This window comes from Pseudomonas sp. AU12215, from assembly GCF_001675465.2.
Taxonomy (GTDB): domain Bacteria; phylum Pseudomonadota; class Gammaproteobacteria; order Pseudomonadales; family Pseudomonadaceae; genus Pseudomonas; species Pseudomonas nitroreducens.
The window spans coordinates 77929-99227 of sequence record NZ_MACM02000045.1 but is presented as its reverse complement, the minus strand read 5'-3'; the positions used below and the strand labels follow the sequence as shown (position 1 = coordinate 99227).

21 protein-coding genes are annotated in these 21299 nt (G+C 66.3%); 8 read left to right on the top strand and 13 right to left on the bottom strand.

Translation table 11 applies throughout. The annotated features are described in order from the left end of the window. Positions 1 to 73: 73 nt before the first annotated feature. From A9513_RS11150 to A9513_RS11140, 3 genes are read right to left on the bottom strand one after another with little or no spacing between them, the layout of a single operon-like run. Positions 74 to 1318 carry an MFS transporter gene (locus tag A9513_RS11150; RefSeq protein ID WP_065084767.1) on the bottom strand — a complete coding sequence of 415 codons (1245 nt, stop codon included), beginning with the start codon at positions 1316 to 1318 and terminating at the stop codon, positions 74 to 76. Then, positions 1319 to 1765 (bottom strand): PaaI family thioesterase, encoded by a 447-nt coding sequence (locus A9513_RS11145; protein WP_024762426.1) that lies wholly within the window; start codon positions 1763 to 1765, stop codon positions 1319 to 1321. Next, a complete protein-coding gene (locus A9513_RS11140) occupies positions 1762 to 2235 on the bottom strand; it encodes a PaaI family thioesterase (RefSeq protein WP_024762427.1) in 474 nt (157 codons plus the stop codon). The genes A9513_RS11145 and A9513_RS11140 overlap by 4 nt, the downstream gene beginning before the upstream one ends. 160 nt (positions 2236 to 2395) lie before the next feature. Here A9513_RS11140 and A9513_RS11135 point away from each other — a divergent pair, with 160 nt between their 5' ends. Next, positions 2396 to 2617 (top strand): hypothetical protein, encoded by a 222-nt coding sequence (locus A9513_RS11135; RefSeq protein WP_024762428.1) that lies wholly within the window; start codon positions 2396 to 2398, stop codon positions 2615 to 2617. Between the two features lie 65 nt (positions 2618 to 2682). Here A9513_RS11135 and A9513_RS11130 read toward each other — a convergent pair whose 3' ends face one another. The 3 genes from A9513_RS11130 to A9513_RS11120 form a co-directional block, all read right to left on the bottom strand. Beyond that, positions 2683 to 3444, bottom strand: a complete 762-nt coding sequence (locus A9513_RS11130; RefSeq protein WP_024762429.1) for a DUF599 domain-containing protein — start codon at positions 3442 to 3444, stop codon at positions 2683 to 2685. 185 nt (positions 3445 to 3629) lie between these two features. After that, positions 3630 to 4271, bottom strand: a complete 642-nt coding sequence (locus tag A9513_RS11125) for a DUF1109 domain-containing protein (protein ID WP_037013133.1) — start codon at positions 4269 to 4271, stop codon at positions 3630 to 3632. Further along, complete coding sequence (locus A9513_RS11120; protein WP_065084766.1) at positions 4258 to 4848, bottom strand: sigma-70 family RNA polymerase sigma factor; 591 nt, start codon at positions 4846 to 4848, stop codon at positions 4258 to 4260. Before A9513_RS11120 ends, A9513_RS11125 begins: the two co-directional genes overlap by 14 nt. 233 nt (positions 4849 to 5081) lie before the next feature. Here A9513_RS11120 and A9513_RS11115 point away from each other — a divergent pair, with 233 nt between their 5' ends. The 5 genes from A9513_RS11115 to A9513_RS11095 all read left to right on the top strand — a co-directional run bounded on the left by A9513_RS11115 (position 5082) and on the right by A9513_RS11095 (position 8898). Beyond that, a complete protein-coding gene (locus A9513_RS11115) occupies positions 5082 to 5369 on the top strand; it encodes a DUF2282 domain-containing protein (RefSeq protein WP_024762431.1) in 288 nt (95 codons plus the stop codon). A 16-nt stretch (positions 5370 to 5385) separates the two neighbouring features. Next, entirely contained in the window at positions 5386 to 6219 is an 834-nt protein-coding gene (locus tag A9513_RS11110; RefSeq protein WP_065084765.1) for a DUF692 domain-containing protein, read from the top strand. After that, positions 6216 to 6971 (top strand): DNA-binding domain-containing protein, encoded by a 756-nt coding sequence (locus A9513_RS11105; RefSeq protein ID WP_024762432.1) that lies wholly within the window; start codon positions 6216 to 6218, stop codon positions 6969 to 6971. Before A9513_RS11110 ends, A9513_RS11105 begins: the two co-directional genes overlap by 4 nt. 10 nt (positions 6972 to 6981) lie before the next feature. Next, complete coding sequence (locus A9513_RS11100) at positions 6982 to 7449, top strand: DoxX family protein (RefSeq protein ID WP_065084764.1); 468 nt, start codon at positions 6982 to 6984, stop codon at positions 7447 to 7449. Positions 7450 to 7545: 96 nt separating this feature from the next. Then, complete coding sequence (locus A9513_RS11095) at positions 7546 to 8898, top strand: chloride channel protein (RefSeq protein WP_065084763.1); 1353 nt, start codon at positions 7546 to 7548, stop codon at positions 8896 to 8898. 2 nt (positions 8899 to 8900) lie between these two features. Here the strand turns inward: A9513_RS11095 and A9513_RS11090 are convergent, their stop codons facing one another. The 5 genes from A9513_RS11090 to A9513_RS11070 all read right to left on the bottom strand — a co-directional run bounded on the left by A9513_RS11090 (position 8901) and on the right by A9513_RS11070 (position 14413). Then, positions 8901 to 10874: a choline BCCT transporter BetT gene (locus A9513_RS11090; RefSeq protein WP_065084762.1), complete on the bottom strand. Its 1974-nt coding sequence runs from the start codon at positions 10872 to 10874 to the stop codon at positions 8901 to 8903. Between the two features lie 131 nt (positions 10875 to 11005). Next, the gene (locus A9513_RS11085) at positions 11006 to 11539 is read right to left on the bottom strand and encodes a membrane integrity-associated transporter subunit PqiC (RefSeq protein WP_024762435.1); all 534 of its coding nucleotides are present in this window, start codon (positions 11537 to 11539) and stop codon (positions 11006 to 11008) included. Between the two features lie 24 nt (positions 11540 to 11563). Continuing rightward, positions 11564 to 13204, bottom strand: a complete 1641-nt coding sequence (locus A9513_RS11080) for an intermembrane transport protein PqiB (RefSeq protein ID WP_024762436.1) — start codon at positions 13202 to 13204, stop codon at positions 11564 to 11566. Further along, entirely contained in the window at positions 13185 to 13820 is a 636-nt protein-coding gene (locus A9513_RS11075; RefSeq protein ID WP_024762437.1) for a paraquat-inducible protein A, read from the bottom strand. Before A9513_RS11075 ends, A9513_RS11080 begins: the two co-directional genes overlap by 20 nt. Next, positions 13817 to 14413 (bottom strand): paraquat-inducible protein A, encoded by a 597-nt coding sequence (locus A9513_RS11070; RefSeq protein ID WP_024762438.1) that lies wholly within the window; start codon positions 14411 to 14413, stop codon positions 13817 to 13819. Before A9513_RS11070 ends, A9513_RS11075 begins: the two co-directional genes overlap by 4 nt. A gap of 249 nt (positions 14414 to 14662) precedes the next feature. On the opposite strand from A9513_RS11070, the gene aspT reads away from it, so the two are divergent. Further along, positions 14663 to 16351 (top strand): aspartate-alanine antiporter, encoded by a 1689-nt coding sequence (aspT, locus tag A9513_RS11065; RefSeq protein WP_065084761.1) that lies wholly within the window; start codon positions 14663 to 14665, stop codon positions 16349 to 16351. Between the two features lie 63 nt (positions 16352 to 16414). Then, the gene (locus A9513_RS11060) at positions 16415 to 17044 is read left to right on the top strand and encodes a hypothetical protein (RefSeq protein WP_065084760.1); all 630 of its coding nucleotides are present in this window, start codon (positions 16415 to 16417) and stop codon (positions 17042 to 17044) included. Here A9513_RS11060 and A9513_RS11055 read toward each other — a convergent pair. Together A9513_RS11055 and A9513_RS11050 are read right to left on the bottom strand one after the other, a co-directional pair. Beyond that, the gene (locus A9513_RS11055; protein WP_065084759.1) at positions 17017 to 19527 is read right to left on the bottom strand and encodes a fused MFS/spermidine synthase; all 2511 of its coding nucleotides are present in this window, start codon (positions 19525 to 19527) and stop codon (positions 17017 to 17019) included. The genes A9513_RS11060 and A9513_RS11055 overlap by 28 nt on opposite strands. 124 nt (positions 19528 to 19651) lie before the next feature. Further along, positions 19652 to 21226, bottom strand: coding sequence for an arylsulfatase (locus A9513_RS11050; protein WP_054907956.1), 1575 nt, complete (start codon positions 21224 to 21226; stop codon positions 19652 to 19654). Positions 21227 to 21299: the final 73 nt, after the last annotated feature.

Genomic DNA, 21299 nt, shown 5'->3' with positions numbered 1-21299 from the left:
TCAGCGAGATGGGGGCTTCCCGAACCAATTCAAGGGGTTGGAGAAAATTCGCCGGCAAATGACCGGCGAAAGGTCAGCGCGCCGGCAGTTCGATGTCGGTCACTTCGCTGGGACGCAGCGTGTAGCTCGCCTCGCCCGGGCCATCGATGACCTGGCGGATGACGATGCGGCCGTCGACATCGAGGCCGACGAAGACGCCCTCGGCAACCCGGCCGCGCTCGGTGGTCACGCGCATGCTGCGGTTGACGTAGCGCTGCGGTGCGGACAGCAGGCGCTCGATGGCCAGGCGACCGCTTTCCGGCGCCTGCGGCACAGGGGCACTGGATTTCGCCGGCGTGGCGGCCGCAAGGGGGGCAGCAGCGACGTTCGACGCCTTCATCCGCGGGTAGCGGTCGTCCCGCACACCCCAGCCGCGCGTGGGGGTCTTCTCCAGCGTGACCTGCAGGTCCTGCGGCGCGCCGCCAACCTCGACGGTCAGTGCAACCTCCTGGGAGGCACGCTGGGTATCCAGGGCAGGCATGCGGGTGACGGCGACATCACGACGCGCAAAGCGGCGCTGCAGGTAGTCCTGCAGTACATAACGCAAGGTATCGCGGGAGTCGAAGCGGGTATCCACCTCGCCATCGCGATAGCGCAGGCGGTCGGTGAAGACTTCGATGGTGCCCGAAAGCGTAGTCTGCATCTGGGCCGGCAGCACCAGGTGGAAGGCGCCCTCCAGGCGGTTGGGAGCCTTCGGCGTCAGGTCCAGGTGCAGGCTGTAGCCACGCTGCAGACGGACCGCTTCGGGCAGGTCCTGGCCTGGCGCGAGCCAGCTGACTTCGATTTCCGGCAGGCGTCCCTTGTCGTCGGGCAGCACGTCCAGCCTGAGCGGGCCGCTGACCGGCGCAGCCAGGCGCACCTGGATTTCGCGGTGAGCGTAGAAGTCCTGGCCTTCGCGCAGGCTGAGCACACCGTCGATGAACTCGGCCTGTTCGGGCACGAAGGGCTGGCCATTCAGCTCCCCGCGCAGGTTGATCGCCAGTTCAGGCTTGGCGACCGCCTCGGGCTTGAGCCACTCCAGGCGGAGGATGGCCTCCAGGCGCGCACTGTCGCGGCTGGCCAGCATCGTCAGGCCGACCACCAGCGGAATGCAGCCCAGGGCCCCGAGGGCCACGGCGCTGCGGGCCAGGCGCCAGTGGATCAGGACGAACAGCACGGCCAGCGGCGGCAACAGGCTGGCAAGCCCCCAGAACAGGCTGCGCTCGAACGCGCGGGCAATCAGCCAGACGTACCCCGCGAGGATCAGCAGCAGGCCGAGCAGGATCAGCAGCGTATCCATTCAGGCGCCATCGACCTTGAAGTGCGCGCGAGCGGTGGCGATGGGTTCGGTGCGAGTGGTCTGCCAGGCGGTAATGGCGACGTTCGCCACGCGCCGGCCCTGGCGCCAGACCTGGCACTGTGCGTAGGTATCGCGGAAGTGCCCGGCGCGCAGGTAGTCGATGGAGAAGTCAATGATCTTGGGCATGTGCGGGATGCCCATGAACATCAGCAAATGCAGCAGCGCCGAGTGCTCCATGAAACCGGCGATCACCCCGCCATGCAGGGCCGGCAGCGTGGGGTTGCCGATGTTGTCCGGGTTGGCCGGCAGGTGGAAGATCGCATCGTCGCCCAGGCGCAGGCAGCGGATGCCGAGCAGCCGGGCATAGGGGATCGCGTCGATCAGCGGGTCGTAGTCCTTGCTCTCGTGCGCGGCGCGCACCATGGCCTCGATGTTCACCGTGGTCATCCCTGGCCCCCATCGACGTCGCGCTTCACCGAGCCGGCGGATACCGCCTTACCCATGCGCATGAAGGTCCCGACCACATGGGCGATGGGTTCGCTGGGGTCGTCCTGATAGGCATAGCCACGGGTGAAGATGATGTTCGGGGTGACCCGGTAGCACTCGGCGAACCCGTAGACATCCTTGTGCGGCTGCGCCGGGTGCATGTAGTCGATGCGCAGGTCCAGGGTCGGGCAGATCTCGAACTGCGGCAGCACGCAGACGGTGGAAATGCCGCAGGTGGTGTCCATCAGCGTGGTGATGGCGCCGCCATGAATCACGCCGGTTTCCGGGTTGCCGACAATGGCCTCGCTGTAGGGAAGCCGCAGGGTCAGGCCGGAGGCGTCTGCCGCATGCGCGCTGATGCCCAGCAACTGGCAGTGACGCAGCGCCGAAAGGAAGCGTTGGGCGCGCTCCAGGAGTGGGTTTTCGGACATGGGAGGGTCGACCGATTGACTGCACGGGGCCGCATCATACCCCGGTCGTTGTCACTCCTGCAGTGATGGAATACAGGGGCGCAGGAATATTCATTGAACTAATTCACACAAGCCTGGTTCAAAGGGCTAACACCAGGAAAGCCGCACATGGAGGCTCCGCATGAAAAAAACCCTTCCCTTCGCTCTGCTGATCGTTGCAGGTCTGGGCCTTGCCGCCTGCGACAAGAAAGAAGAGCCGAAAGCGCCGCCGGCACCGGCCGCGACCGAGCAGCCGGCTACTCCGGCGCCGACCACTCCACCGGCACCTGAAGCCTCCCCGGCCACTCCGGCTGCCCCGGCCACTGCGCCGCAGGAGCCCGCCGGCGACGAGCAGAAACAGTAAGTCGCTTGCGCTGCACAAGACAAGGCCCGCATTTTGCGGGCCTTGTCGTTTCTGCCGTTTGCCGCTCAGCCGCTGGGAGGAATGTCGTTGTCCCGTGGCGCGTCGCCCTGGGGCGTCGGCGTGTAGACCATCACATGGAGCACGCTGGAGTGGAATTCACGCTGGTACAGCACGCCCACTACACCCGCCGTCACCAGCATGAAGATCCAGGGGTTGATGAACCAGGCCAGCATCGCCAGGCCGAAGTAGTAGGTGCGCAGGCCCTGGTTGAACTGGTGCGCCGCCAGCGACACCACGCGTGCCGCGCGCTCGGCGAAGGATTTGCGCTCCAGCTCGCCGACGTTGCGCTCCCCCACCATGGGCGCCGAACCGATCAGCACCGCCGCGAAGTTGTATTGGCGCATGCACCAGCTGAAGGTGAAGAAGGCATAGACGAACACCACCGCCAGGCACAGCAGCTTCAGCTCTGAAAGTCCGCGGGTGGGCGGCGTTACGAATGGCAGGTCGGCGAGCACCGATATCGTGCGCTCGGCCGAGCCCAGCAGGGTGAGGATACCGGCCAGGATGATCAGGGTGCTGGAAGCGAAGAACGAGGCGTTGCGCTCCAGGTTGCCGATCACGCTGGCGTCCGCCACGCGGTTGTCGCGCAGCAGCACGCGACGCATCCAGTCCTGGCGGTAGAGATGCAACACGCTGGCCAGGCACGCGGTGTCGCGGGCCTTGGTCTTGGCGTAGCGGGTGTAGCCGATCCAGCAGAAGAGGAACCAGAGGATGGCAAGCAGGTTCCAGAAATACTGGATGTCGAACAGGTCGACGACGTCGGTCATGGATTTCCTTGCGATTGGAGACGGAATGAAGTCGGTACGCAGCCGATAGACGCCAGTTTATCCCGCCAGGACACGCGCCCCCTGCGCAGGCTTACCGGTATGTGGCGCATGTCCGGGCGCGGGGGCCGCCGGGCGTTCACAAGCCTTCGCAGCCGCGCCCGGTGGGCGTGTTGCCCGGCACGCCCCTACCAGCGCAACAGACGCGGACCCAGGGCCAGGCCCAGCAGCGTAGGCAGGAGCATGCCGAGCAGGTACCACACGCCCCAGAAGGGAATGCCCATCTCCGGGCAGTGCAGGCAGTACGCCAGGGTCGAGGTAGCCCCGGCGAGCAGACCGCCAGCAGCACCGGCCAGGCGCAGCCGGGTGGGCGCCAACCCACGCAGCGCCCAGAAGACGGCGATGAATGTAGGTATCGAGAGCAACGCAATGTTCAGCGGGCAGGTGCGCCAGGTCTTGCCCAGTATCAGCCCGGCGCGCGCTTCGGCAGGCACCGCGGCCAGCTCCACCGCGCCACCCAGCCACACCAGCAGCACCGGCAGCCCGAGCAGCAGCCACGCAGCACCGCCCTTGACCCCCGGCCGCGCCAGGCGGCTGCTCAACCCGTACGCGATCAGCGCCAGGCTGCCGGGCAGCGCGACCTTGGCCCAGAACAGCGGAGTCCGCGCGACGTCAGCGAGGTCCGCGCGCACCCCATAGAGCGCGGCCATCAGCAGTATCGCGCCCAGGCCGCCGCCCAGCAGGGCCAGAGCAAAGCGCTTGCCCAGCGCTCGCCGATCGACCGCGCTTTCGCCGGCAGCCAGCAGATCGATCAGTTCATTGGTCTTCATCGCTTCGCAACCCTCGGATCATATTCGCCAGGGCCTTCAGCCCGCGGTGGATGCCGACCTTCACGGCGGAACTGGAAAGCCCGGTCAGGTTTGCCGTTTCCTCTACAGACAACCCTTCCAGCTTCACATGGACGATCGGCAGGCGCTGCTTGTCCGGCAACTGCTGCAGCAGTTTGCCCAGATCGCGGCTGGCCTGCGCCGGCTGGTCGTCCTCGGTGGCGAACAGCTCGCCCTCATCGTCGTCCAGCGGATCATGCAGCGCCTCGCGACGGGCAAAAGCGCGGAAATGGTCAGCCAGCTTGTAGCGCGCAATCGCCTGCACCCAGGCCGTCAGTGGCTGTTCTGCGCGATAGGTGTGGCGGGCGTTGTGCACGGCCAGCAGGACTTCCTGCACCAGGTCCTCCACCTCGCCGGGGCGCTGCGCCAGACGGCGGCGCAGGAACGCGCGCAAGTGCGGGCCAAGGGCGGCGAGGAACTCGCGGTAGGCCACCGCGTCACCGGCCATGCCCTGCATCAGCAGTGTCTGAAGCTGCGCTTCGCGCGCGATCAACACGTCCTGGCTGGTAGTTCGTTGCATCGACCGTCCTGGTTACAGCGCGCAAGGAAAATCTTCCCGAGTCTGCCCCACACTTGCTGGCAGATCGCCGGCCCGCAGAAAAAACAGGCAGCTGTTCAATACCTTAGGGCCGCCCCAGGGAAATCTCAAAAAAATCTTCAGGCGGCTGTAACCGGATCACCACTCCCGGCGAACTACTCGACAAGCCGCCGGAAGTCTCTGTGCGGCCCCACCACCCAACGGGAGACCGCACCATGAAAAACCTCACCCTCGCCACCGCCGCCCTTGCCCTTGCCGCCCTTGCCGGGAACGCGCTGGCCGACGACATGAATACCAAGGCCAGCACGGGCGCGGCCATGGAGAAATGCTACGGCGTGGCCCTGGCCGGCAAGAACGACTGCAAGGCCGGCGCCGGCACCACCTGCGCAGGCAGCGCCAAGAAGGACTACGACGGCATGCACTGGAAGAACGTCCCGGCCGGCACCTGCGCCTCGATCAAGACGCCGCACGGCATGGGCTCGCTGACCCCGATGAAGTCCTGAGTGCAGGCTGCCGACCATGAACGTATCGACTCAACCGGGTGCCGGGCTTGGGCTCAAGGCCGAGCACTACACCCAGGCGCTCGACTGCTGCGCGCGAGGGCTCTGGTTCGAAGTGCATCCGGAAAACTACATGGTCGGCGGCCCTCGCCTTGCCTGGCCGGAGCGGATCGCCGAACGGCATCCGCTGTCGCTGCACGGGGTTTCGCTGTCCCTGGCGGCGGACGCCGCCCCCGACAAGGCTCATCTGCTGCGGCTGCGCGCGCTGGTTGAGCGCGTGCAGCCCGTGCTGATCTCCGAGCACCTGGCCTGGTCCACCTGGCGCGGCCGGTACCTGCCGGACCTGCTGCCCTTCCCGCGCAGCCACGCGGCCCTGGCCCGCATCGTCGACAACATCGAGCGCACCCAGCATGCCCTGGGCCGGCGCATCGCCATCGAGAACCCCAGCCACTACCTTCGCCTCGACGGCCACGACTGGGACGAGATCGAATTCCTCACCGAACTGGCGCTGCGCACCGGCTGCGGCCTGCTGCTGGACATCAACAACGTGCATGTCAGCGCGCACAATCTCGGCTTCGATGCCAAGCGCTATCTCGACCGATTCCCCGCCGCGGCCATCCTGGAAGTCCACCTGGCCGGGCACAGCCACGACGAGCGCGGCGAGCTGCTGATCGACTCCCACGACGCCCCCATCGCCGAACCGGTCTGGGAGCTCTACCAGCACCTGATCCGGCGCATCGGCCCGCGCCCGACGCTGATCGAGCGCGACGACCAGATCCCCGCCTTCAGCGAACTGCTGGCCGAGCGCGAAATCGCCCAGGGTATCCTCAACCGGGCGAAGGTGGCCGCATGAAGACGTCCCTCGGCAGATTCCAGGAAGCTTTCGTCGAAGCGCTGTACCAGCGCTCTCCCCCCGGACTGCAAGGTCTGACCGAGCAGGCCGGCTTCAGCGTCTACCGCAACACCGTGCTCAAGGGCTGCACCGACGCCTTGTGCGACAACTTCCCCAGTGTCGAACGCCTGGTCGGCACCGACTGGCTGCGCGGCGCGGCGACCATCCACGCACAGCAGACACCGCCGAACGACGCTCGCCTGGTGCTCTACGGCGAAGACTTCGCCGATTTCCTCGACGCCTTCGAACCCGCGCGCGAGTTGCCCTACCTGGCCGGCGTGGCGCGCCTCGACCGCTTGTGGCTGGAAGCCTACACCGCGCCACAGGAGCCTGCGCTGCAGTGGTCCGACCTGGCGGGCATGACCGCTTCCGACCTTGCCCCCTGTCACCTGCAACCCCGCGCCAGCGCGCGCTGGCGCTGGTTCGATCAACAGCCGATCTACAGCATCTGGCGCTACAACCGCGAAGCGCTGCCATTGCCCGAAGAGCTGCCCTGGCACGCTGAAGGCGCGCTGCTGGTCGGCCATGCCGAGGGCGTCACCTGGCAGGCACTGGACGTGGGCGGTTGCGCCTTCCTCGATGCCTGCGCCAGCGGTCATGACCTCGATCAGGCATCGACCCTGGCGCTCAGGGCGCAAGCCGACCTCGACTTCACGGTACTGCTGGGCAACCTGCTCGGCGCCGCCGTGTTCCAACCGCTGAAACTCACCTGAGGAAGCCGCCATGGACATCTCCCGCAGCCACTACCCGGGCGGCGCCCTTCGCCAGCACTGGAACACCATCGCCAGCCGCCTGCAGTCCCTGCTCAGCGACTCTTTGTTGTGCCTGGTGGCGCGCCTGGGGATCGCCTCGATCTTCTTCCTGTCCGGGCGCACCAAGGTCGAGGGCATCCTGACCATCACGCCGAGTACCTACGAGCTGTTCCAGACCGAATACGTGCTGCCGCTGGTGCCACCCTATATAGCCGCGCACCTGGCGACCTACGCAGAACACTTCTTCCCGGTCCTGCTGGTGCTGGGCCTGTTCACCCGCCTCTCCGCCCTCGCCCTGCTGGGCATGACTGCCGTGATCGAAGTGTTCGTCTACCCCGATGCCTGGCCGACGCACCTGTCCTGGGCCGGCCTGCTCCTGCTGCTGACTGGTCGCGGCGCGGGCGCCTGGTCGCTGGACCGGGCATTGAAGATCGGCTGACGGCATGGCGGCTCTCGTCGACGGTCATCCTGGCTTTCCCGGTTCAGCCGGTAGCGGTCATACTCGGTCTTTCTGGGACGAAACCTCTACCCGCCGATGTCCGACTCTGACCTCCAAGATGAACCCGATGCACGAAGCGTTTCCGCCGCGAGCAAGCGCACGCGGCGACTGCTTCGCTCGCGCTGGCTGAAATGGCGGCAGCACCTCGCGTTCTGGGTCGGCGCCCTGCTGGTGGGGCTGGTGGCCCTGGCTTTTGCCTGGCTGGCGGATCGCTCCTTCGGGTTGTTCCAGCGGATGCTGCAGGTATCCCCGTGGTTGCCGCTACTGGCGACACCGCTGGGTTTTGCGCTGCTGGCCTGGATCACCCAGCGCTGGTTCGTGAACTCGAAAGGCAGTGGCATCCCGCAGGTGATTGCCGCGCTGGAATCGCCATCGCGGCGATTCCGTGCGCAGGTGCTCGCCCTGCCGGTGGCGCTGGTACGGATGCTGTTCACCCTCGGCGCCCTGCTGGTCGGTGGCTCGGTCGGCCGTGAGGGGCCTACCGTGCACGTGGGCGCCGCGGTGATCTACGCCTTCGGCACGCGCCTGGGCCTCCACGGCCGACGCACCGTGGCAGGGCTGATCCTGGCGGGCGGCGCCGCCGGCATCGCGGCAGCTTTCAACACACCCCTTGCCGGGGTGGTTTTCGCCATCGAGGAATTGAGCCGCACCTACGAGCAGCGCTTCAGCGGGCTGGTGCTGACCGCCGTACTGATCGGCGGCGTGGTCACCCTGGGCCTGATGGGGCACTACTCCTACTTTGGCGACATCAGCGGCGGGTTGCCCACGGGCTGGGGCTGGAGTGAAGTGCCCGCCTGCGCGCTGCTGGGCGGCGTGCTCGGTGGGCTCTACGTGAAGCTGGTACTGCCGGCGCAGCACGGCTGGATCGGCCGGATGTGCGCCGTGCGAGAGCGCTTCCCGGTGCGCTTCGCTGCTGTCTGCGGGCTTGCACTGGCACTGCTCGGCGTGATTTCCGGCAACCACGTGTTCGGCACCGGCTACGAGGAAACCCGCGCCCTGCTCGACGGCAACCCGGTGACCGACGCCAGCTTCCTGCTCTGGAAGTTCCTCGCCAACGTGGTCTCGTACCTGGCCGGAATTCCTGGCGGCCTGTTCTCGCCATCATTGAGCGTCGGCGCGGGGTTCGCGCCCCTGCTCTCCCTGCTGCCGGGCGTCAACCCGCAGACCTGTGCACTGCTCGGCATGGGCGCCTATCTGGCGGGCGTTACGCGCTCGCCATTGACCGCCTCGGTGATCGTGCTGGAGCTTTCCCACAGCCCGGACCTGGCCATTCCCATGCTCGCCGCCACGCTGCTGGCCGCGGCCATTTCCGGCTGGATAGCGCCGGTGTCGCTCTACCATGCCCTGGCCCGGCAGATTCTCGACAAGGTGGCGCCGAACAAGCCCTGAGTTCAGCGCACGACATGGAGGTAATGCAGGTGCCGCTCGTACTGGTCGAGGATGTCGGAGATCACATCGTCGCGGTTCCACCCCATTACGTCGTAATCCTGCCCGCCTTCGCGCAGGTGAACCTCGGCGCGGAAGTACTTGCGCGCCTCGGTGCCCTCGTCCTCCTCCAGTAGAACGAAGCTGGGGCTGGTGAAGGCCCGCGGGCGGACTTCATAGAGGAAATGGCCCTCCCCCGGCTGCACCAGCTCCAGGGCCACGCGGCCATCCTCGCGCTCCAGCACCTGCACGTCATGGCCTTGCTTGCGCAACTCGGCGGCCACTTCCTCGCAAGCCGGCCGCACGACCTCGGCAATGAAGCGAGTCACGTGGGCGCGCCGGGGGCGCATGGCAATACTGCGCAGGCGCCGTTGCCAACCGCCTTCGTGGTGTGGCGCATGCCGCGGCGCAGGTAGCGACTGGTGGCGCAGGCCGCGCCGCGTGGCATCCAGGTGCAGCGCGCGGAACAGTCCCCAGATGGACGCCAGCAGGATCGCCGAGAATGGCAACGCACTGGCGATGGTCGCTGTCTGCAGGGCCTTCAGCCCGTTCGCCAGCAGCAATGCCACCGCCACCACGCCAATGCTCACCGACCAGAAAATGCGCTGCCACAACGGCGAGTGGGAGTGCCCCGAGGACGCGAGCATGTCCACCACCAGCGCCCCGGAGTCTGCCGAGGTGACGAAGAACACCACCACCATCAGCACCGCCACCATCGACACCACGCTGGATAGCGGGAAGTGCTCGAGGAAGGCGAACAGCGCCAGGGAACTGTCCTGATCAACAACCGCCGCCAGGGTGGTCACGCCCTCGTTGAGGATCATGTGGATCGCCGAATCGCCGAACACGGTCATCCACAGCAGGGTGAAGCCGGCCGGGACGAAGAGCACGCCGCAGACGAATTCGCGTATCGTCCGCCCGCGCGAGATGCGTGCGATGAACAGCCCCACGAACGGTGACCAGGACAGCCACCAGCCCCAGTACAGCAGGGTCCAGCCGCCAATCCAGTCGGTCGGCTCGTAGGCATAGAGGTTGAAGGTCTTGTTGACGATGTCCGAGAGGTAGGCACCGGTGTTCTGCACGTAGGTCTGCAGCAGGAACACGGTCGGGCCGAGCAGCAGCACGAACAGCATGAGGATCACCGCCAGCGCCAGGTTCAGCTCGGAAAGGATGCGGATGCCCTTGTCCAGGCCGCTGGCCACCGAGAGTGTCGCCAGGGCGCAGGTCGCGGCGATGAGGATGATCTGCACCGTCGCATTCACCGGCAGGCCGAACAGGTGGTGGAAGCCACTGTTGATCTGCAGCACGCCATAACCCAGTGAGGTGGCGACGCCGAACACCGTGCCGAGGATGGCGAAGATGTCCACTGCATGGCCGATCGGGCCGTAGATGCGCTCGCCGATCAGCGGATACAGCGCCGAGCGCAATGTCAGCGGCAGGCCCTTGCGGAAGCTGAAGTAGGCCAGGATCAGCCCGACGATGGCGTAGATCGCCCAGGCATGCAGGCCCCAGTGGAAGAAGGTGATCTTCATCGTTTCGCGAGCCGCGGTGACCGTGCCCGCCTCGCCCACCGGCGGGCTGGTGAAGTGCATCACCGGTTCGGCCACGCCGAAGAACATCAGGCCGATGCCCATGCCGGCGGAGAACAGCATGGCGAACCAGCTGCTGCTGCGATACTCGGGCTCGCTGTGATCAGGCCCGAGCTTGATGTCGCCGTAGCGACTGACCGCGAGGAACACCACGCTGATCAGGATCAGCGCCACCGCGAGGATGTAGAACCAACTGGCGTTGGTGAAGATCCACTGCTGGATGTGTTCGAACTGCGTCTGGGCCTGGCTCTTGAAGAGCACGGCGTAGAGCACCAGCAGCAGAATCAGCGCCGCGCTGGTATAGAAGACCGGAGGGTTCAGCGTTGTCCTTGGCTTGCCGGATGAGCTCATCGGGAAGGTTTCTCCTGTGCAACGACATCGCGCGCGCCAACCTGCAAGCCCCGGCGTGCGTGGCGGCACACCGGTCCAAGGGTATCGCGTTCAGTACTCGTAAAGATTCGGTTGGCACCCTGCCCCGAACATCAAGGACAACGCGTGCCGCCGCTGGCGTTCGCTTGCGCCACCAGTTCGGCGAACTTGCGCACATTGGCCTGGTGCGCGACCACCAGCCCGTCCACGGTACCGTTGGCCGCCGTCTGCAGGCTGCTACGGCAGCTCAGCGGTTTGTTCGAGCCGGGCCGCTGCAGGCGCCAACGGGCATCGAGCAACGCGTACTGGCCCGGCACCGAATCGAAGCGCTGCACTTCCACGCGCAGCAATGCAGCGCCTGGCCCCGGAGCGCCGAGCTGGTCCTCCAGGGCATTGCGGAACTCGTCCACCAGGTTGGCGCCCCACCACTCGGTTTCCAGGATCGACAGCCCGCTGCCGCCCTGGCGGACGACAATCTGCGAGCGATCGACCTGCGGCGGCATCTCCACCCGTTCGACGCGTACCTGGCCGCTGGCGGGGCTGCCCGGCTGTGCGGGAACCAGCGTGTGGTAGTGGATCGGAGCGCTGCTGCAGCCCGACAACACGGGGAACAGTGCGGCCAGGAGCAGCATGGGCAGCTTCGGCATCTGAAGTCTCTCCTTGTACGCGAATCAGGGCTGCAGGTTGTCGGCGTTGGCGTTCTTCGGACGACCACGGATCAAGGATTCCGGGTGGCGACCGAGGTAGTCGGACAGGTCACGCAACGAGCGCGACATGCGGTCCAGCTCATCCAGGGTGTCGCTGAGCTTTTCCCGTTGCGGCGAGTTCTCGCCCAGCGCCGAGTTGGCCGTGGCGAGCGTGGTGCGCACCTCATCGAGCGTCCGGGTGACGCCCGGCAACGTCTGCGTATTGAACTGCTTGAGGCTGCCCTGCAGCTCACGCAGGTTGCCGTCGAGGTTGTTGGCGATGCGCTCCAGCGGCAGCTTGCCGATGCGGTCGACCACCGCCTGCAACTGTTCCTGGAGTTTCGCCAGGCTGCTGGGCACCGTCGGGATGCGCAGCGGCCGCGCGCTGGCATCGAAGGCCACCGGCTTGGCGTCGGGATAGAAGTCCAGCGAGATGTACAGCTGCCCGGTCAGCAGGTTGCCGCTGCGCGCCTGGGCACGCATGCCGTGCTCGACGAAGCTGCCGATCACGCGGGTGACGCCGCCCTGGTCGCCCACGCTGCTGTTGAAGACCTTGAGCATCTTCTGGTGCACGGGCCCCAGACGCTGCGGGTAGATCACCGCATCGACCACCACCGGGAAAATCTGCAGCTTCTCGTCGTAGTCCAGCTGGATGTTGGTGACCTTGCCGAACTCGACACCCATGAACTCCACGGGTGCGCCCACGCTCAGGCCGCGCATCGACTGGTCGAAGCGCAGGCGCAGGTACTGCGGCAGGCCGGTGGGCGGAGCCAGGGCATTGTCGCGGTCGACGTAGAGGTCGAAGGCTTCGTTGTCCTGGGCGGCGGCCGTTTCCTCGCTGCCCTCGGGCGTGCCGAAGGCCAGCCCGCCGACCAGCAGCGCGGACAGCGATTCGGTGTTCACCTTCAGGCCGTTGGCGCTGACGTTGACGTCGACGCCACTGGCATTCCAGAACCTTGTGTTCTGGGTCACGAAAGCGTCGTTGGGCGACTCGATGAAGATGCCCAGGTCCACGCCCTTGCCATCGCTGCGCAAGGCGTAGGAAGTCACCTGGCCCACCGGAATCTTGCGGTAGTAGATGGGCGAGCCGATATCCAGCGAGCCCAGGTCGTCGGCGCGCAGGACGAAGCTCTTGCCCTTCTCCCCGTAGGTGATCGGCGGCGGCAGCTCCAGGCCGGTGAAGCGCTTCTTCGGCGCACTCGATTCACCGGCGTCGGCACCGATGAAATTGCCCGACAACAGCGTGTCGACGCCGGTCACGCCGCCAGCGCCGATGCGTGGCCGCACGACCCAGAATTTCGCCCCCTCGGTGGCGAAGGATTCGGCCTCCTTGTTCAACTTGACGCTGGCGGTGACGCTCTTCTTGTCCTTGGCCAGCTCGACGCCTTCGACCTCGCCGATCACCACGCTGCGGTACTTCACCTGGGTCTTGTGCGCGACCAGGCCCTCCCCCGTGCGGAAGGAGATCTCGATGGTCGGCCCCTGCTCCATCCAGTTGCGCACGATGAGCGAAGCGCCCACCAGCAGCGCCACGATCGGCACGATCCAGACCAGCGATACATTCCAGCGCCGCGTGCGTACCTGCGGCTGTCCGGGGGCGGCGTGCTTAGGGGTGTCCTGCTCCATCAATCGGATCTCCGTCGTCCCAGATATGTCGTGGATCGAAACTCATGGCGGAAAGCATGGTGAGGACCACCACCATGCCGAAGAACAGGATGCCGGCGCGCGGCTCGATGGTGCCCAGTTCATGCATCTGCACCAGGGCCGCCACCAGTGCGACGACCATCACGTCGAGCATCGACCAGTAGCCGATCAGCTCGACGAAACGGTATAGCTGCGAACGCTGGCGGCGTGCCCAGTTGCTGCGGCGCTGGGCAGTCCAGAGCAGCAGCCCGAGGGAGAAGAACTTGATCGCCGGCACGCCGATACTGGCAATGAAGATGATCAGCGCGATGTCCCAGGCGCCGCTTTCCCAGAACTCCAGCACGCCGCCACCGATGGTGCTGTCGATGCCCTGGCCGAGCATCTCGGTGTGCATGACCGGCAACAGGTTGGCCGGCACGTAGAAGATCAGCGCCGCCACCAGGTACGCCCAGCCGCGGGTGATGGCATCGGCCTTGCGCGGGTGCAGGGGGGCACCACAGCGTTGGCAATGATGGCCGCCGCTGCGCGTATCGCAGGCGGCGCCGCAGCCGTGGCAAAGGCACAGGTTCAGCTGAGCGGCGAGCGGGGGCGTATTCATACCCGCTCCCAGAGATCGCGGATGTCCTTGCCGGCGATGTAGATGATCAGCACGCTCAGGGCGGCCATCGCCAGCAGGCCGATGCCGGGTATCACATCGAGCAGGCCGGCCAGCTTGATCACCGCGACCATGGTGCCCAGCAGGCAGACCTCCAGCATGCTCCAGGGGCGCAACGACTCCAGCCAGCGCATGCACCCGGCAAAGGCCGGCGCGCGGTGCCCGGCCAGGGCGAAGCCGAGTACCCAGATCAGCAGCGCTACCTGCAGCGCCGGCGCGAGGATGATGGCCAGCGCTGTCACCAGTGCGATGAAGGTGATGGGGCCGCTGCTCAGGATCATCACCGCGTCCCACAGCGTCGCCGAATTACTCAGGCCCTGCATGCTGATGGTCATCACCGGGTAGCTGTTGGCGAAGGCCAGCAGCACCGCGCCGGTCAGCGCCAGCGCCAGGCGTTGCTGCACGGACAGTGAGTTGTGCCGATGCAGTACCCCGCCGCAGCGCACGCACAGTGCACGCTGGTGTCGCTGCAGCGGCTGGCGTTCGTACACCGCATCGCAGTACTCACAGATGATCAGGTCGCTGGCTGCTGCCATGGGCGCTCTCGTGGTGAGCCGGCGCACGGCGCCGGCCAGGGAAATCGCTATCCACGACGAGAGCCTGGGCACAGGCTCTGGAGCGATCCACATGAAGTCTGCACAAGACTAGTCGAGGATTTTCGATGGTGGGGGTCGCGCGGCGAAATCGCACTAAAGAGAAACTCGTTCCACACTCCACTGCATAACGGCAGCTCGGCATTCACCGTCCATACTGCACGGACGCCACTTCGACAGGGAGCCGCGTCGATGCTCGATTTTTTCCTCCACGCCTTGCGCGCCAACCCCGAGATTGCGGTGTTCCTGGCGATCTCCCTGGGGGTTCTGCTGGGGCGGATCCAGATCGGCAGCTTTCACCTGGGTTCGGTCGCCGGCGCGCTGCTGATGGGCCTGCTGATCGGGCAGATCGGCCTGGAAGTGCCCCATGAGCTGAAGTCGGTGTTCTTCGCGCTGTTCATCTATGCCGTCGGTTTCAAGAGCGGCCCGGAGTTCTTCGGCAGCCTCAATCGCGGCACCCTGAAGCTGGTACTGCTTTCCGTGGTGCTCTGCGCCACTGCCCTGGGCGTCATCCTCGGCATGTATCACCTGTTCCACTTCGACGCCGGCTTCACCGCCGGCCTGGGCGCGGGAGCGCTGACCGACACGGCGATCATGGGCACCGCCAGCAGCGCCATTTCCCAGCTGGCCATCGACGATGCCGCCAAGAGCCAGCTCAATAGCCACATGGCGGTGGCCTATGCCATTACCTACCTGTTCGGCACCATCGGCCTGATCGTCTTCGTCGGCAGCATCGCGCCGAAGCTGCTGCGCGTCGACCTGCGCCAGAGCGCGCGCGAGCTGGAACGGGAGCTGGGCATCGAGCGCGAAGAGAACGCCATCAGCATTCCCTACACCCGCATCGTCGTCCGTGCCCATCGTGCCCAGTCGGCGGCAGCGATCGGCCAGCGCATCGCCGATGTCGAGGCGCTGCACGCCGCGCTGAGCGTGGAGCGGGTCATCCGTGGCGGTCAGATTCTCGAGCGCGACCCGCAATTGCGACTGGAGAGCGGCGACATCCTCGGCGTCTACGCCCTGCGCGAAGCCGTGGCCGACCTCAACGACTGGATCGGCCCGGAAATCGACAACCCCGACAGCATGTCCTTCGCCACCCGCGATGCCGATATCGTCCTGACCTCGCCCCGGCTGGCCGGCAAGACCATCCACCAGATCAAGACGCTGCTGGTCGGCGCCGACCGAATGGGCTGCTACATCCGCTCCATCACCCGGCAAGGCCTGGAGCTGCCGCTGCTGCCCGACACCGTGCTGCGCCGTGGCGACGTCATCACCCTGGTCGGCCGCACGGCCAGCGTCGAGGCGCTTGCCGCGCAGATCGGCCGCATCCGGGCGAGCAACTACAAGAGCGATATCGCCATCCATACCCTGGGCATGGTCGTGGGGTCGCTGGTCGGCATGCTCTCCACCCACATCGGCATGATTCCGGTGGAACTCGGCATCGGTGGCGGCATGCTCCTCGCCGGCCTGCTGATCGGCTGGTACAACTCGCGGCATCCCGAAGTGGGCGCCCTGCCCCCGGCCGCACAATGGGCCTTCTCGGAGTTCGGGCTGACCGCCTTCGGCGCCGTGGTGGGGCTGCTGGCCGGCCCCGCCGCCATCGCCGCGATCCAGAGCCAGGGCGCGGCGCTGCTGCTCTCCGGCGCCCTGGTGACCATCATCCCGCCGCTGGTGACGCTTTACTTCGGCCGCTACGTACTGGGGCTGCACCCGATGATCCTGTTCGGCGCCCTGGCCGGCGCGCAGACCGAAGCGGCCTCGATGAACAAGATCATCGAGCAGTCCGGCAGCAATACACCGGTCATTGGCTTCACGGTGTGCTACGCCATTTCCAACGTACTGCTGGCGGTGTGCGGTCCGATCATCGTCGCCGTCACGGCAGGCTGAGCCCGCCATCGATTCACCGGCTGCGTTGCGCTGTCGTCGGCCGGCTTCCCCAAGGAGGTCGAAATGCTGAAGTTCATCCGCACCACCATCGCCGGTGGGCTGCTGTTCATCCTGCCGCTGGTGCTGCTCTTCATTCTGATCGAAAAGGCCATCCACCTGCTCACTCCACCGGTGCAGAAGATCCTGCCACTATTCACCGGCTTCACCGCCTGGGGTGTCACCTCGGTAACGCTGGCCTGCATCGTTCTGCTCCTGTTGCTGTGCTTTCTCGCCGGGTTGCTGGCAAGGACCCGCGCCGCGGCGGCCTCGCTGCGCACGCTGGAAGACCGGTTGCTGAGCAACTTGCCGGGTTACCAGTTGCTCAAGGACGCCACGGCGCGCTTCGCCGGAATGGACGAAGTGGAAGGCGCCAAGGTCGGCCTGGTGGGGGAGGACGTCGGGTTTCGTTTCGCGCTGATCCTGGAAACTCGGGACGACTGGCTGCTGGTCTACCTGCCCGATGGCGGCCCTGCCGGTGGCACCGCCGGGGAAGTGCGGATGGTGCCGGCCGGCTCGGTGCGTGTCACCGACATTCCCTGGCTGCCCCTACTAGCTTGCCTGCGCCGTGGTGGCCGAGGCGCGCTGGAACTGGCGGCACGGCACATGAACCCGGCTGAGCCTGACGCTCAAGGCGAGCCCAGGAACCATCGGTAATAGGGATTGTCGCCGTCATCGACCGCCACCTGCCGCGCATCCCGTGCCCAGGCCTGGCGGTCGCCCCGGTACGCGTGCAGGCTCAGATCGTAGAAGCGCCGCAGCCGGGCCCAGTAATCGTCGACTGACGCGCGGACCGATGGCACGGCGTTCTCCAGTGGCGGTGCCGTGCGCAGGGCCAGCAGCGTTGGCAGCACACGGGCGATTTCCTTGGAACGTACCCACGGCGCATATTCGATTCGCGGCTGGTCGTCGGTGACCGGCAACGCATCGCCGGCATAGCGTTCAAGGCCCGCGCGGTCGGTCACCCAGGTGGCCAGCAGCGCTTCGACCGAATCGATCCCCACCTCTCCCAGCGCAGCGGCCACATCGGGCTGTTCGAAGCGTTGGCGGATGGTCGTCACGTCCAGATGCAGAGGCTGCTGCGAGCCCACCAGGAGCATTTCATGGAACTCGGTCGTCCAGAGCGTGGCATTGGGGAAGACATCGATGAAGCTGCGCACCAGGGAGCGGCTTTCCTCATCGTTCTGCGTCGGCAGCGGCAACCACTGGGCGACTATGCCGTCCTCCTCCAACCGCGACGCCGCCAGCTCATAGAAGTCCCGCGAATACAGGTTGACCACCCCGGCAGCCGAGGGCGGTGGCGGTTCGAGCGTGATCATGTCGTAGCGTTCGGCGCTGCGCAGCAGCTCACGCCGCCCATCGCGCAGGCGGATATCCAGGCGCGGGTCGTGGATCGCGTCGAAGTTTCCCTTGAAGCGCGGGGCGGCGGCCAGTACCTCGGGCAGCAACTCGGCCACCACCGGGTGCTGCAGGTCGCGATAACGCAGCATCGCTCCGGCGGTAATGCCCGTGCCGAAACCGATGACCAACGCAGAACGCGGCTCGCCGTTATGGATCAGTAGCGGCAACAGCGCTTGCAGTCGCATGTAGCGCAGCGACGGCATGGCATCGCCGGTGTTGGAAACGCCCTGGATGTAGAGACGGCTGAAGCGGTTGTCGCCCCGGCCCTGCTCGATCACCGCCACCGTGCCGCCGCGGCCCTCGGCATAGAAGCTGATCTGACCGTTGCGCGCCCCCGGCATCAGCTGCGCCAGATGCTGCGCTGGCGTCACTGCGCCGATGGCCAGTGTCAGGACCGCGACCATGGCGACGCCAATGCGCGGGACCTTGCCCACGCCCTCCCCCCGCCAGACTGCCAGCAGGCCGATGAACGCAGCCAAAGCTCCGAGGACCGCCAGGGTGCGTACCAGGCCGATCCCCGGCACCAGGACGAACCCCGTCAGCATCACGCCGACGATGCCGCCCAGGGTATTGAGCGCCACCACCATGCCCACATCGCGCCCCACGTGCTGCTGGTCCACCGCCAGGCGCAGGGCGATGGGGAACGCCGCCCCCAGCAGGGTGGTCGGCAGGAACACCACGCACAGCGCGGCCACGGCGAAGCGCGCGCACATGCCCGCCAGTTCGCTGCCACCGGCCTGCAGCACCAGCCATTCGGCGCGGGTCTGCAGGCCGACCAGCCAGGTACCCAGCCCGGCGACCTGCAGGATGGCCAGCAACCCGGCCGCCGCGATGAGCAGGCCGAACAGGCCCCAGGGGTCGCGAAGGCGGTCCGCGCGTCGGGCATACAGGGCGCTGCCCAGCACCAGGCCGCAAAGATAGGTGGCCAGCACCACGGCGAAGGCAAAGGTACGGGTGCTCATGAACTGGACGATGGATTGCGTCCAGACCACCTCGTAACCCAGCGCGACGCCACCCGCCACGCAGTAAAGGGCGATGGCCAGGCGCGCCGCCTTGCCGCGCGGAGCGGCCAGCGATTCACCTGCGATCACTGGCGTGGCGGGCTCGCGCCGCAGCGTCAGCGCGCCTGCGGCAGCGATCAGATTGAACACGGCTGCCGCAAAGGCGCTCGCCAACACGCCAAGCATCGGCAGGAAGACGAACGCCGCCATCAGCGTGCCGGCGATGGCGCCGGCGGTATTGGCGGCGTACAAACTGCCGCCCGCGCGTCCCATCTGCCCGTCGGCGGGCTCCACGGCGCGCACCAGCACCGGCAGCGTGCCGCCCATGAAGAATGCCGGCACGCCCACCAGCACCAACGGCAGCGCCCAGGCCAGGATGCCGAAGGCTTCCTCCAGAAACGCGAAAGCGCTGGCGGCATTGGCCAGCGCCACGGTAGACGCGACGGCCAGCAGCGCCACCAGGACCTCCAGCGCTGCATAGAGACGCAAAGGCCGCGCCAGCCGATCGGCGAGCCGCCCGAAAGCCAGTCCTCCCAGCGCCAGGCCGGCGAAGAAGGCGCTGATCGCCGTGGTCACGGCGTACACCTCCACACCGACCACCAGCGACAACTGCTTCACCCACAGCACCTGGAACACCAGCGCCGCACCGCCGGAAGCAAACAGCAGCAGAGCCGGCATCCACATGGCCAGCCGGCGCGGAACGCCAATGGCGGCCTGTCTGGCGGGGCGAGCATTCATGGTCGACGAACTGACAGGTGACGGCATCGAGACAACCTTGTCGAACAGAAGAATCCCCGCGACAGCACAGCTGTCGCGGGGATCGAGGTGGGCAATGCCGGAGCGCTGCCCAATGCGTGGATCACTACTTGCTGCCCTGCTTCATCTTCGCTTCGATCTTCGCGTCCACATCCTTGCGAATCTGATCGATGCTGAAGCTGGCCGGGCGCTGGCTCGGCGGGTAATCGACGAACGTCTGCAGGAAGGCTGCGGCCTTGCGAGTGCCCTGGAAGATCAGGTAATCGTTCTTGGTCAGCCAGTCGTAGTACTGGTCCGACACCACGTCCGCCCGCTCGTAGGGGTCCATCCGCAGGTTGAACAGCTTGGGTACCCGCAGGCAGGTGAACGGCTCGCTCCAGACTTTCAGCCCGCCCGGTGCACGCTGCTCGCACCAGACGATCTTCCAGTCACCGAAGCGCATGCCCACCAGCTCGGCGTCGTCGTTGAAGTAGTAGAACTCGTTTCGCGCACCCTTGTCGGTCTTGCCGGTCAGGTAGTCGAGCTGGTTGTAGCCGTCCAGGTGCACCTTGAAGTTCTTGCCACCGATATCGGCGCCCTTGAGCAGGCGGTCCTTGATGTCGGTGTCACCGATGGCGGCCAGCAGCGTCGGGAACCAGTCCAGCCCGGAGAACATCTGGGTGGACACGCTGCCCGGCTTGACGTGGTTCGGCCAGCGGATCATCGCCGGTACACGGTAGGCGCCTTCCCAGTTGGAGTTCTTCTCGTTGCGGAACGGGGTCGTTGCCGCATCCGGCCAGGACCACTGGTTCGGCCCGTTGTCGGTGGTGTAGATGACGATGGTGTTGTCGGCGATCTTCAGGTCATCCACCGCCTTGAGCAGTTTGCCGACGTCGCCGTCGTGCTCGATCATGCCATCCGCATACTCGTTGCCCGGCATGCCGCTCTGCCCTTGCATGGACTCGCGCACGTGGGTGAAGGCGTGCATGCGCGTGGTGTTCATCCAGACGAAGAACGGCTTGTCGGCCTTGACCTGCTTGTCGATGAAGTTGATGGCGGCCTGGGTGGTGTCGTCGTCGATGGTCTCCATGCGCTTGCTGTTCAGCGCACCGGTGTCCTCGATCTTGCCGTCGGCGGTGGCCTTGAGCACGCCGCGCGGAGAGGCGGCCTTGACGAAGTCCGGGTCGTCCTTGGGCCAGTACGGGCGCTCGGGCTCTTCTTCGGCATTGAGGTGGTACAGGTTGCCAAAGAATTCGTCGAAGCCGTGCTTGGTCGGCAGGTACTCGTCCTTGTCGCCCAAGTGGTTCTTGCCGAACTGGCCGGTGGCATAGCCGTGGGCCTTGAGCGCCTGGGCGATGGTGACGTCGCGGTCCTGCAGGCCGACCGGGACGCCCGGCATGCCCACCTTCGACAGCCCGGTACGCAGGATCGACTGCCCGGTGATAAAGGTCGAACGCCCCGCGGTGCAGCTGTTCTCCGCATAGTAGTCGGTGAACATCATGCCTTCCTTGGCGATGCGATCGATGTTCGGCGTCTGGTAGCCGACCACGCCGAACGAATAGGCGCTGATATTGGTCTGGCCGATATCGTCGCCGAAGATCACCAGGATGTTCGGCTTGTCAGCAGCGCTGGCGACCGTACACCCCACTATCGCGGTCGCCGCGAGGGCGAACTGCGATAACCATCTTCCCGTGCGCTTCATTGTTGTCTCTCCATTCCAGTTACTCATCGTTTGCCACGACTGCGTCACTGGAGATACCGACTGCTCGACTGGA

What these genes read in the sequence shown, in the direction of transcription:
- A9513_RS11090 (WP_065084762.1), bottom strand. Translation starts at nt 10,874, where the DNA reads ATGAGCTCATCCGGCAAGCCAAGGACAACGCTGAACCCTCCGGTCTTC.
- A9513_RS11050 (WP_054907956.1), bottom strand. Translation starts at nt 21,226, where the DNA reads ATGAAGCGCACGGGAAGATGGTTATCGCAGTTCGCCCTCGCGGCGACC.
- A9513_RS11055 (WP_065084759.1), bottom strand. Translation starts at nt 19,527, where the DNA reads ATGAATGCTCGCCCCGCCAGACAGGCCGCCATTGGCGTTCCGCGCCGG.
- A9513_RS11115 (WP_024762431.1), top strand. Translation starts at nt 5,082, where the DNA reads ATGAAAAACCTCACCCTCGCCACCGCCGCCCTTGCCCTTGCCGCCCTT.
- A9513_RS11070 (WP_024762438.1), bottom strand. Translation starts at nt 14,413, where the DNA reads ATGGCAGCAGCCAGCGACCTGATCATCTGTGAGTACTGCGATGCGGTG.
- A9513_RS11105 (WP_024762432.1), top strand. Translation starts at nt 6,216, where the DNA reads ATGAAGACGTCCCTCGGCAGATTCCAGGAAGCTTTCGTCGAAGCGCTG.
- A9513_RS11120 (WP_065084766.1), bottom strand. Translation starts at nt 4,848, where the DNA reads ATGCAACGAACTACCAGCCAGGACGTGTTGATCGCGCGCGAAGCGCAG.
- A9513_RS11060 (WP_065084760.1), top strand. Translation starts at nt 16,415, where the DNA reads ATGCTGAAGTTCATCCGCACCACCATCGCCGGTGGGCTGCTGTTCATC.
- A9513_RS11085 (WP_024762435.1), bottom strand. Translation starts at nt 11,539, where the DNA reads ATGCCGAAGCTGCCCATGCTGCTCCTGGCCGCACTGTTCCCCGTGTTG.
- A9513_RS11135 (WP_024762428.1), top strand. Translation starts at nt 2,396, where the DNA reads ATGAAAAAAACCCTTCCCTTCGCTCTGCTGATCGTTGCAGGTCTGGGC.
- A9513_RS11080 (WP_024762436.1), bottom strand. Translation starts at nt 13,204, where the DNA reads ATGGAGCAGGACACCCCTAAGCACGCCGCCCCCGGACAGCCGCAGGTA.
- aspT (WP_065084761.1), top strand. Translation starts at nt 14,663, where the DNA reads ATGCTCGATTTTTTCCTCCACGCCTTGCGCGCCAACCCCGAGATTGCG.
- A9513_RS11130 (WP_024762429.1), bottom strand. Translation starts at nt 3,444, where the DNA reads ATGACCGACGTCGTCGACCTGTTCGACATCCAGTATTTCTGGAACCTG.
- A9513_RS11140 (WP_024762427.1), bottom strand. Translation starts at nt 2,235, where the DNA reads ATGTCCGAAAACCCACTCCTGGAGCGCGCCCAACGCTTCCTTTCGGCG.
- A9513_RS11095 (WP_065084763.1), top strand. Translation starts at nt 7,546, where the DNA reads ATGTCCGACTCTGACCTCCAAGATGAACCCGATGCACGAAGCGTTTCC.
- A9513_RS11075 (WP_024762437.1), bottom strand. Translation starts at nt 13,820, where the DNA reads ATGAATACGCCCCCGCTCGCCGCTCAGCTGAACCTGTGCCTTTGCCAC.
- A9513_RS11150 (WP_065084767.1), bottom strand. Translation starts at nt 1,318, where the DNA reads ATGGATACGCTGCTGATCCTGCTCGGCCTGCTGCTGATCCTCGCGGGG.
- A9513_RS11125 (WP_037013133.1), bottom strand. Translation starts at nt 4,271, where the DNA reads ATGAAGACCAATGAACTGATCGATCTGCTGGCTGCCGGCGAAAGCGCG.
- A9513_RS11145 (WP_024762426.1), bottom strand. Translation starts at nt 1,765, where the DNA reads ATGACCACGGTGAACATCGAGGCCATGGTGCGCGCCGCGCACGAGAGC.
- A9513_RS11110 (WP_065084765.1), top strand. Translation starts at nt 5,386, where the DNA reads ATGAACGTATCGACTCAACCGGGTGCCGGGCTTGGGCTCAAGGCCGAG.
- A9513_RS11100 (WP_065084764.1), top strand. Translation starts at nt 6,982, where the DNA reads ATGGACATCTCCCGCAGCCACTACCCGGGCGGCGCCCTTCGCCAGCAC.